Annotated in this window: 11 protein-coding genes; 4 read left to right on the top strand and 7 right to left on the bottom strand. The window is 43.7% G+C overall.

Translation table 11 applies throughout. The features are described from left to right. Nucleotides 1–259 precede the first annotated feature (259 nt). Nucleotides 260–1,168, top strand: a complete 909-nt coding sequence (locus tag FTT73_RS15180; RefSeq protein ID WP_005096193.1) for a polyprenyl synthetase family protein — start codon at nucleotides 260–262, stop codon at nucleotides 1,166–1,168. Between the two features lie 92 nt (nucleotides 1,169–1,260). Here FTT73_RS15180 and putP read toward each other — a convergent pair whose 3' ends face one another. From putP to FTT73_RS15155, 5 genes are all read right to left on the bottom strand, one after another. Further along, nucleotides 1,261–2,751, bottom strand: coding sequence for a sodium/proline symporter PutP (putP, locus tag FTT73_RS15175; protein WP_005096195.1), 1,491 nt, complete (start codon nucleotides 2,749–2,751; stop codon nucleotides 1,261–1,263). Nucleotides 2,752–2,964: 213 nt separating this feature from the next. Continuing rightward, nucleotides 2,965–3,822: an SPFH domain-containing protein gene (locus FTT73_RS15170; RefSeq protein WP_005096199.1), complete on the bottom strand. Its 858-nt coding sequence runs from the start codon at nucleotides 3,820–3,822 to the stop codon at nucleotides 2,965–2,967. A 3-nt stretch (nucleotides 3,823–3,825) separates the two neighbouring features. Then, nucleotides 3,826–4,308, bottom strand: coding sequence for an NfeD family protein (locus FTT73_RS15165; RefSeq protein ID WP_005172082.1), 483 nt, complete (start codon nucleotides 4,306–4,308; stop codon nucleotides 3,826–3,828). Between the two features lie 98 nt (nucleotides 4,309–4,406). Next, a complete protein-coding gene (locus FTT73_RS15160) occupies nucleotides 4,407–5,324 on the bottom strand; it encodes a patatin-like phospholipase family protein (protein WP_180191630.1) in 918 nt (305 codons plus the stop codon). A 63-nt stretch (nucleotides 5,325–5,387) separates the two neighbouring features. Beyond that, on the bottom strand, nucleotides 5,388–6,017 hold the full coding sequence (locus FTT73_RS15155) for a 1-acyl-sn-glycerol-3-phosphate acyltransferase (protein ID WP_100357282.1): 630 nt from the start codon (nucleotides 6,015–6,017) through the stop codon (nucleotides 5,388–5,390). Nucleotides 6,018–6,149: 132 nt separating this feature from the next. Here FTT73_RS15155 and FTT73_RS15150 point away from each other — a divergent pair, with 132 nt between their 5' ends. From FTT73_RS15150 to FTT73_RS15140, 3 genes are all read left to right on the top strand, one after another. Then, entirely contained in the window at nucleotides 6,150–7,406 is a 1,257-nt protein-coding gene (locus tag FTT73_RS15150; RefSeq protein ID WP_180191629.1) for an MFS transporter, read from the top strand. A gap of 347 nt (nucleotides 7,407–7,753) precedes the next feature. Next, nucleotides 7,754–9,043, top strand: a complete 1,290-nt coding sequence (locus tag FTT73_RS15145) for a DcaP family trimeric outer membrane transporter (protein ID WP_180191628.1) — start codon at nucleotides 7,754–7,756, stop codon at nucleotides 9,041–9,043. A gap of 262 nt (nucleotides 9,044–9,305) precedes the next feature. Further along, the gene (locus FTT73_RS15140; protein WP_180191627.1) at nucleotides 9,306–10,007 is read left to right on the top strand and encodes an HAD family hydrolase; all 702 of its coding nucleotides are present in this window, start codon (nucleotides 9,306–9,308) and stop codon (nucleotides 10,005–10,007) included. 1 nt (nucleotide 10,008) lies between these two features. Here the strand turns inward: FTT73_RS15140 and FTT73_RS15135 are convergent, their stop codons facing one another. Together FTT73_RS15135 and FTT73_RS15130 are read right to left on the bottom strand one after the other, a co-directional pair. Next, nucleotides 10,009–10,686, bottom strand: a complete 678-nt coding sequence (locus FTT73_RS15135) for a DUF421 domain-containing protein (RefSeq protein WP_180191626.1) — start codon at nucleotides 10,684–10,686, stop codon at nucleotides 10,009–10,011. A gap of 155 nt (nucleotides 10,687–10,841) precedes the next feature. Then, the coding region (locus FTT73_RS15130; RefSeq protein WP_180078732.1) for a transposase at nucleotides 10,842–10,952 on the bottom strand (111 nt) is incomplete at its 5' end.

Below are 10,952 nucleotides of genomic sequence, written 5' to 3'. Positions count from 1 at the left end.
TCATGAGAAAGCCCATATAAATGGGTAATGTACAAGTTGCTGTAGAAGCATGTTTAATTCGTCTGATCACAGATACTTTATAAAGTATTTTAATACTTTTTTGAATCCGTCAATGCGTAAGTCCTATCTATTGCTGCTTTAAATCAATCCACATATAAAGCTGAAAATTCAAGGCGATTGTAGGTACAATAGTGCTTATCAGGACAAGTGGCTCAAACTTGTTATTTTCATCCTTCCGGACTATGTATTCGAGGCAAATGTGTCATCTATTACTGACGTATCAATCCATGCATTGACTCAAGCACAACATCGTATTCAACAAGATTTACTGACAGCCCTAGATGCCTTTGCCATTCCTGAACCTTTAAAGTCGGCGGTGCATCATGCCGTGATGCTGGGAGGGAAGCGTGTTCGTCCAGCATTATGCTATGCCACAGCAGCACTAAAACCGAATCAGAATACCGCGGCGGTACGCCGTGCGGCGGTTGCGATTGAATTTATCCATTGTTATTCACTGGCACATGATGATCTGCCGTGTATGGACAATGATTTGCTGCGCCGTGGTCAGCCGACCTGTCATGTGGCTTATGGTGAAGATACCGCGCTTTTGGCAGGTGATATTCTACAGTCGATGGCCTTTGAAATTTTAGGCAGTCGTCTGTTTGATCAAGGTCCTGCGGTAGATGCTTCGATTGTGCTAAAACAAATGCAGATTCTGGCCACAGCCTCTTCGAAAATGGTCAATGGTCAGGTGTTGGATTTGCAGTCCGAAGGCAAAAAAATTGATCAGGACGTATTAGAAACCATACATCGTAATAAAACCGGTGCCTTGATGAGTGCTGCGATCATGATGGCGGCGGTCACAATCTTTGAAGGTACAGATCTGGCGATTCCAAAACTGCGTGAGTTTGGACAGGCGATTGGTCTGGCCTTCCAGGTGCAGGACGATATTCTGGATATTATTTCTGATACTGAAGTGTTGGGTAAAACAGCTGGCAAGGATGAGCAGGTAGAAAAATCGACATATCCTGCCTTGATGGGGCTGGAACAGGCCAAAGCCTATGCACAGCAATTGCATGATCAGGCCTTAGCCGCTCTTGCTCATTTTGATGATCAGGCGGCAGAGCTGATCTCTATCACCCAGTTTTTACTTCAGCGTAAAAATTAAAATGCTTGAATCTGTTCATTGTTTTTATTTTGAGTGATTGTTCAGGTATTAAAAAAGCGGACTTTAAAGTCCGCTTTTTTTGATCGTTAATTTTATTTGGTTTCGTTATACAGACGTTCAGCCTGTTCAAAACGATCGGTAATTTCAGCCGTAGGTACTTTACCCATCAAGCTCACTACAATGATGGCAATGAATGAGCAGATAAAGCCCGGGATAATTTCATAGACACCTGTTGCTGCGAACAGGTTTTTCCATAAAATCACCATCACTGCACCCATAATCATACCTGCCAAGGCACCATTCAAAGTCATGCGTTTCCAGAACAGGGACAGAATGATCAGCGGGCCAAATGCAGCACCAAAACCGGCCCAGGCATAAGCGACCAGACCCAGCACTTTCGATTCAGGATTACCCGCCATCCAGATTGCCAGCAGGGCAATCAGCAGCACCATAAAACGGCCAACCCAAACCAGTTCTTTTTGAGATGCATTTTTGCGCAGGAAGGATTTATAAAAATCCTCTGTCAGCGTACTTGAGCAGACTAGAAGCTGACAGCTTAAAGTACTCATTACCGCAGCCAAAATCGCAGCCAGGACAATACCGGCAATCCATGGGTTGAACAGAATTTTGGTCAATTCCATAAATACAGTTTCAGGATTGGCATTCACCACACTGGCCAGTTCCGGATGTTGCTGGAAATAAGCAATACCAAAGAAACCGGCAGCCACGGCACCAGCTAAGCACAGGATCATCCAGGTCATACCAATACGGCGTGCATTTGGAATTGACTTGACTGAATCTGCCGCCATAAAGCGCACCAGAATATGTGGCTGACCAAAATAACCCAAGCCCCATGCCAGTAGCGACAGGATAGCCACCGTACTTAAGTCACCGACCAGATTCATGGCCTGTGGACGTGCCGTTTCAAGCGCCAGAGTGACCTGAGACATATCAGAGAAGGTCAATAGGGTCACAATTGGCGTGAGCAACAGCGCAAAGATCATCAGGCCGGCCTGAATGGTATCGGTCCAGCTGACTGCCAGAAAACCGCCAATAAATACATAACTGATGGTGGCAATGGCACTGATCCAGAGCGCCGTCGTGTAGGACATTTCAAACATGCTTTCGAACAGGCGCGCACCTGCTACCATGCCTGAGGCACAGTAAATCGCAAAGAAAATCAGAATCACAAAAGCCGATACAATACGTAAAATTTTCTTCTGGTCGTTAAAACGATTGGAAAAATAATCTGGAAGGGTCAGGGCATTGTGCTGAACTTCCGTATGTACCCGTAAACGGCCAGCCACCAGCAACCAGTTTAACCAGGCACCAATAATCAGGCCAATGGCAATCCACATTTCCGACAAACCAGAAAGATAAATTGCACCGGGCAGGCCCATCAGCAGCCAGCCACTCATATCGGAAGCCCCAGCGGAAAGTGCAGTAACAAAACTACCTAAACGACGGCCCCCTAAAATGTAATCGGAAAAGTTTGTGGTCGCACGATAAGCCATCAGGCCGATCACCACCATGGCGACAATATAAAAAAGAAAGGTAATTAACGTTGGATTTAGGGAGCTCATACGGTATCCATTTTCGAGTTGGACAGTAATCGAATAAGGACTTATCTTGATGATAAATGCTGTGGCGAAACACAGATCTGGCATCAAAGCCCAAAGGATTTCAAAAAATAACGCGAAATTTAAGCATAAATTCCAAATCTTTGCTGAGATTTTCGTATTTAAACAAAAAATAGGCAGCGAATACGCTGCCTATGAATTTGAAAATGAAAATTTTTACTGAGGCGGACGACCCATCACGCCTCGAATCGTGTTCAGCACGTCTGCGGGCAAGACCACCGTTTTGGCATTTGGTGATTTGGCCATATCTTGCATGGCCTTGATATATTGCTCACCGAGTAAATAGGCAACCGGAATCTCATTACTACCAATTGCCGAAGTCACCATATCAATCGCACGTTGTGAAGATTCAGCCAGAACCACCTGTGCTTCTGCATCACGGCGCGATGCTTCCAGACGACCATCCGCTTCCAGAATGGCAGCCTGTTTTTCACCATCAGCTTTGGTCACGGTCGCACGACGTTGACGTTCAGCAGCGGCCTGTTCTTCCATCGCGGTTTGCATGGTGACTGACGGTTTAATGTCCTGAATTTCAACTGTTTTCAGGGTAATACCCCAGTCCGAGATATCATCGGAAATACTGGATTTTAAACGTGCTTTAATATGATCACGTGATGATAGTGCATCATCCAGATCCATTTCACCGACAATCGAACGTAATGAGGTTTGTACCAGGTTTTGAATTGCCCAAGAATAGTTTTCAATGCCGTAGACCGCTTTTTCAGGTGTGGTCAGGTTGATATAGGCCACCGCATTCATGAGTAACACGGCATTATCGCGGGTAATCACTTCCTGTGAAGGAATATCCAGCACAATATCTTTGGTGGTGACTTTATAAGCCACTTCATCAATATACGGAATGACAAAATTCAGACCCGGATTCAGCGTCGTATGGTATTTGCCCAAGCGTTGTGCGATCCATTTATAACCTTGCGGGACAATACGTACCCCTTTAAAAATTGTAATCGCCACAAAGGCCAAAAATGCGATAACAATTATAGTTCCACCAGACATATCTTATTCACCTTTTTCATTTTGATAATGTGTGCTGTGGGGTTGAACCACCAGATCATTCCCCAGAATATCCACGACGCGAACACGGTCACCGACCTGAACCTGATCCAGAGTACGACATTCCCATTCATCTGAGCCTAAAACCGGCATCGGGAAACGTACTCTGATTTGTTCATTTTCCAGATTGGTTTGAATGACCATACCAATCTGGCCAATCGTCGCTTCACGAGACAGACCAGCTTTGGTTTTATCAATCGAAAGTGGCTTGATAAATTTAAACCATGCCAGCGTACAGAGGACGGATAGAGCAATCCAGGTCAGGATCTGGGTGGTCAGTCCCATCATCGGGAACATCCAGTATAAAATGCCCACTAAAATGGCGCCGATACCAAACCACAGGGCAGCAAAAGCGGGTAAAAGCAATTCCGAAAGAATCAGCAAAACGCCTAATACAAACCAGTGCCAGGGTTCAATAACAAATTCCATATCGTGACCTATATCGCTAAGTGTTTAATTAATCATCATTATGTGATTAAGCCCAATGTAACAGATGCCGGTTCAGATGAATATAAAAAATTCGTACCTTAGAATTTCGCAGCACGTGCCGGTTTAAATGCAGCAGGGGACTGTTTGAAATCAGTAATCATTTTCTGGATGGCCCGGATTTTCAATTGTGCGGCTTTTTCACCTTCGAGAATGGTTTGATTGCTGGCCTTTAAATCCAGGGTGCCGATATGGCCAACTTTGGGCTGAATCACGACATTGGCCTGCTTCAGTTCTTCATGAATACTTTGCTGACCCATAATATTCAGGGTTTGATCCAGCAGGCCCCACATATTCACAGCTTTGTTGCTGTCAGGACGTGCAGAAATATCCACCGCAATGACCAGATCGGCACCCATATCCTTGGCAGTTTTGACTGGAATCGGGCTGACCAGTCCACCATCAATATATTTCAGCCCGCCAATGGTGGCCGGGACAAATACATTGGGAATACTGCAAGAAGCGCGCACCGCCTGTCCGGCATTGCCTTTAATAAAGTCTGCCTTGCGTCCCGTATCCAGGCGGGTCGCCACCGCAGCAAACCGTATCGGGAACTGTTCAATCGGTTTATTTGCCACATTTTTGTTGACGAAATCCTGTAACTTTTGTCCGGCAATAATCCCTTGCCGATTTAAGGTTAAATCACGGATGTCCGATTCCTTAAAGTTCAAGGCAATTTGCTGCAACTGATACGGTGATTTGCCGCTGGCATATAGACTGCCGACAAAACTGCCGGCACTTGTGCCTGTGACAATTTTCGGTTTAATGCCGTGTGACTCCAGTACCTTAATCACGCCAATATGGGCGAAGCCTTTCGCACCGCCGCCGCCAAGTGCAATTGCAATCACGGGTTCGCGGGCCTGAAGTGGTGTAGGAGTCGGTGTGGTTTTACTGGCTTTATCACATGCAGCCAGACTGAGGCCAAGACAGCCAATCAGAGCATAAGACGCTAATTTCATTGTAGGAAATGATCACTAAATCATCAAAATATAGGCTATCAGAGCAAAAAAACAGGATTTTGCCTAGTCTTTTTTCAACAGCTTTTGTAAAGGCCGGGCAATCCAGTCCGGATTTTTTGCCGAAATCTTGCCTTGATAATGTGCATAAATCTGCACCAGATCATGTTCATAATCGCCCGTCGGCTGATAGACACCCAGAATATGAATGGTTTTAATATCATAATCAAAAGCCAGCATGACAATAGGCAGGCCGGCCTGATCGGCAATATGATAAAAACCACTGCGGATTTTTTCTGGCGCTTTACGTGAACCTTCGGGTGCCATACCGACCCAAATCTGGGGTTTTCGCTTGATGATTTCCACGATCTGCTGAGTATGACCTTGTGGACTATCCCGAACCACCGGAATCACCCCAACCCATTCAAGTAAGGGCTTTAATGGGGTATGGAACAGGCTGTTTTTACCAAAAATAGTGACCTTTAACCCGATAGCTAAGAGTGCAATAAAACCATGCCAGGCATCAATATTGGACGTATGTGGAGAAATAATCGCAACGGCTTTTGGTAAATTGGGAAACTCACCTTCAAGCTGCCACCCCTGCACTAAAAAGATCCGTTTAAAAAAATAACGGCTGAGTCGATTGCCTCGACTGGGCACCAAGGGAGGTAATTCTGGAAAGTGCTTTTTGGTCATGCTTAAAGTCTCTTCCTGACACACATTTTTCTTTATTTTTAATGATATTAGGCTTTTACTTTGGTTTTTTCATTGGCAAAATGTCCAGCTTGTTGAATGATTTCTGCTTCTTTTGCCTATTAAGGACCCAGCATGCCGAATATGCGGAATACTTACATTGTGTTGTTTTCCCTGTATTGGGCGCAAGGATTGCCGGTCGGATTTATGACTCATGCTTTGCCGGTGATCTTACGGGCAGAAGGAGTGTCGCTGGCACAGATCGGTGGTTTTGGCCTGCTCATGCTGCCTTGGTCAATCAAGGTGTTTTGGGCGCCATTGGTCGATCGTTATGGCTCTAAAGCTACAGGGCATTATCGAAGCTGGATTATTCCGCTGCAATTGCTCTCGGTGGCAGTGCTGATCGCCTTGTCCTTTTTGCCCATTCAGGCTTTAGATCAGCCGGTTTATCTATTGGCCTTTTTTATTGCGTTATTATTTATGAATGGGGTGGGGGCGACACAGGATATTGCCACCGATGCACTGGCAGTCAATATTCTGAAAAATGAACAGCAGCACTGGGGCAATACCTTTCAGGTGATTGGATCACGTTTGGGTTTCATTGTCGGTGGTGGTGCGATTTTACTGTTTTTAGATCTGTTGCAGTGGCAAAGCACTTTTTTGCTTTTGGCTGCACTGGTTTTTATAAACACACTGCCTGTTTTAAAATTTAAAGAGCCACAGCATCGCTCGATCGCATCTGAGCAAATTACAGCTTCCAGTAAAATAAAAATCAAAGCCTATTTTCAGTACTTTTATACACATCCAGGCTTGCGTTGCTGGTTGCTGGTCTTGCTGACATTTAAAGTTGCAGATGGGCTGTCTGGCCCTTTGCTGAAGCCTTTAATGGTCGATCTCGGTCTGAGTTTCAGCCAGATCGGTGTATATGTGACTATGCTGGGTGCAGGTGCTGCCTTGATTGGGGCCGGTTTGGCAGGTTATTGCCTGAAGTTTTTTTCGCGTCGCTCTTGTTTGATGTCTTTTTCGATTCTCAAAATACTGAGCTTAATGGCCTATGCCTGGCTGGCAGCACAATATGAAGCCCAGCTTAAAGTCGAAAACTGGCTGATTTATACTATTAATGCAGCAGAAGATCTGGTTTCGGCAATGCTCTTGGTGGTAATGCTGACGCTCATTATGCAATACAGCCGTAAGCGTCTGGCCGGGACTGATTTTACTTTTCAAGTCTCAATTATGGCGACGGTAAGTGGTGGCTTATATATGTTGAGTGGGATATTGGGTGATTATTTAGGCTATGCAAAATATCTAACCTATATTGTTTATATCAGCATAGTGCTTCTATTGCCTATCGTATTTTGGGGGAGAGTCGACCAGCAATCACAGTCATCATGAAATATGAATTAAAGCTGACTGAAAAAAAAAGCAATCTATTTTAAAAGTGTGGTTAATACATATTATAGATAAAAGTATGAGATAAAAATGATTTCAAACTCATTTGAAAGTTGTTAAATTCTTGATGTTTTCAAGTAGCTTGTTGTGTAGCTAGGGTTAAAAGTGTAAGTCCAGTCAAATACATGACATGATACGTGGGCTTTTAACTCGACATATATTGCGTGAGTCGTCTTTCGAGATCATAACCAAGCTATTTCATAATTATAGATATTCCACACGGTGTAGGTTTCAGTTGAAATCACCGAACTTCCAATGCCAATGAACATGTGTTCACTATGGAGAATTTAATGAGTCAAGTTTTAACAGGAAAGTTTTTAGCTAAAGGATTAGCAGTAGCAGTAACAACATTGATGATGGGGACTGTTGCACATGCTGAAACACAAGAGCAAAAAGAAATTAAGCAGCTGCGCCAAGAAATTGAAGCATTAAAAGCATTAGTATTACAGCAGCAACAAGTTCAGCAAACTCAAGCAGTGCAAATAGAACAAGTCAAAGCAACCCCACAACCATCAGCAGCTGCACCGAAAGCCCTAAGTACAAAATCAGATACTGAAGTGAAGCTATATGGTTTCGTTCGTGGTGATGCGAACTATATCATTGAAGGTTCGTCAGGTGACTTCTCTGATGTTGCTAACGTTGGTAACGGTAAGGCGAATCAACCCAATGCTCAACAAACCAGAGATAAATTTGTGGCAACAGCAAAAACAACACGAATAGGTTTAGATTTTAAAACCAATGTTGAAGGTGCAGAGATTGGCGGTAAACTTGAAAGTGATTTTGCAGGTAGTAACGATTCATTCCGTATACGTCAAGCATATTTAACCTATGAAAATTGGTTGATTGGTCAAACACAATCTACCTTCTTGTCAAATCATGCACCGTTTATGATTGACTTCAGCACCAACGTCGGTGGGGGGACTACCCGTCTACCAATGGTTCGTTATGGTTTTGATTTGACACCAGCAACGCAATTGTTCCTGGCTGCAGAAAAACCAAACTCAAGTGCTGCAGACATCAAATCAAGCGTACCAACATTGACTGCTAAATTGGCACACAACTTTGATGACAAAAAAGGTAATGCGTCTGCGCGTGCTTTAGTTGAAGTTTATAAAGATGAAAACATTAACAAGCGTAAAGCAGGTTGGGGTTTAGCTGCAGGTACAACCTATCAAGTGCTTGATCCTTTGAAAGCGACGCTAGATGTCAGCTATACCAAAGGTGTGAACGGTATTCTGTATGGTACCAATGCCAACAGTGCATTCGTAAATGATGAAAATGACCGTAATATTGAGCAAAATGAAATTTGGGCGGTACAAACGGGCTTAACCTACAGCATTCTACCTAACTTAAAAACATCAATAGGTTATGGTGCATTGTTTGCTGATAAAGATTCAGACTATGCAGACCTCAATGATGTTGCAAACAAAGAGGTACAACAAGCGTGGTTAAACTTGGTGTATTCACCTGTTAAACCACTTGAGTTTGGTGTTGAGTATGTCAATGGTGAGCGTAAAGACTTTAATAATGATAAATTCAAAGATAACCGTATTGGTTTAATGAGCAAATATAGCTTCTAATTGATGATATAACGCTTAATAAAAAATCCCACCAATCGGTGGGATTTTTTACATCAATACTTTAGGAGGAGATTTTTTTAATGATGCCTAAGGATTGGTATAGGCTTAGAATACAAGTTCTGATTCTAGAACGTGCTAAAAGTGGTGCTTCGGCACCGCTTTTTTATATTTGAAACTACAAAACTTAGCAATTTTAGTTCTGATGCTTAAAGTGTCAGGCTGATACCATGACTATAAACCTTAGCATTCCTTTTTTAAAACTATGACTATTCAAGCTGTTTTATTTGACCTTGATAATACCTTGACCCATCGTGATCTCACCGCACAAGCGTATAGCCGCTCTCTGGCAGACTATTATGCTCCGGCTCTGGCACAGGTCGAACCAGAAAAAATTGTCGAGATTGTACGGCGCATCGATAATGGTGGTTATCCGAAAAAGGAATTGTTGACGCATGGCAGTATCGGGGCTTCGGCGGCTTATGCATTATTACAGGAGCTATCCTGGTTAAATCCTCCCAGTATAGAAGAGCTGGCACAGTTCTGGTTCAGCCAGTTTGGTCGTTGCGCTGTAGAAATGCCGGATGCCAAGCAGGTACTCGAGCAGTTGAAATCCCAAGGCTATCAACTGGCGATTGTTTCCAATGGTGGACACGACACCCGTTTAAATACCATTCGGGGTTTGGGGATTGCCGGTTATTTTGATGAAATTATCAGTTCGGGATTAGTCGGCTTCAGTAAACCCCAACCGGAAATTTTCCAGATTACAGCAGCGCGCCTGGATGTCCTGCCTGAACATTGTTTATATCTTGGCGATCATCCGGTGAATGATGTGCAGGGAGCCAAGAGTGCCGGTATGCATGCCTTGTGGATGCAGGGTTTTCATCCTGATGCCGAAGAAATTCAATATAAAATTCAGCAGTTATCTGAAATTTTCACACATTTACAACGCCTGAATCAGCTTTAATTTAAGTGATACGTGTACAGTTCATCGCTTCAGCCCATTGCGAGGAGTCGCAGCGAGGACATTGTTGTGTCGCTTTGACCAGGTTTTGAACCTGACCACAGTAAATACAGGCATATAAACGCTCCGCTTTCACCTGTTCGACGATCGAGCAGGTTTTAGGAAATAGCGGCAGGCCGTATTTCACCTGATCATCGCTAAAATATAACACACTGAATTTCCCATCAGTTTCGAGTAATCCGGTACGTACCTGACCGAGATGTTCAACACCTTGCTGGCGCATTTCGGCAAAGAATTCATCATGTGACATTTTACCTTTTTTAATTTCCTCGATGACCAGTACACCATTTTCCACGATATAAATTGGTTTGCCTTCCAGTAGGTCTTCAAACCATTGATATTTCATCATCAGCCAGGTGGTCAGGCGATACATCAAGATAATCACCGACATGACCAGAACCGCCTGAATCAGGGGAATATCTTCAGTAAACATCGGGTCGCCGGCAATTGAGCCCAAGGACAGAATGATCGCAACTTCAAAGATCGAAAGTTGCCGTACACCACGTTTTCCAGTCAGGCGTAAAAACAGGATAATCATGATGTACATCAACATACAACGCAGCAAAATCTCTGATGCAAATGCCCAAGTTGTATCCTGAATAAAGATCGAGGCCCAATCCATTCGGCGGCTCCTATTTTATACGTTGCACCGAGTCTAGCAATCCAGCCGGTTTATTTACTGCTGTGTTTGTGTAAGTTTATGAATAGGCAATAGATTATTAAAAAATAGAGCGAATTTATAATCAGATTTATTTATGAGGTAACTAGGGCGTGTCATCAATTAAGCCAAATGATTGTTGAAGCCAGGTAGATCGCTGATAAGAAGTTTTGAGCCAATTTATCATAGCGTGTGGCAATAGCACGATACTGCTTGAGCTTGGCAAAAAA

It is taken from the genome of Acinetobacter sp. YH01006 (assembly GCF_013420445.1).
Classification (GTDB): Bacteria; Pseudomonadota; Gammaproteobacteria; order Pseudomonadales; family Moraxellaceae; genus Acinetobacter; species Acinetobacter pseudolwoffii.
This window is presented reverse-complemented; position numbering and strand designations above follow the sequence as displayed.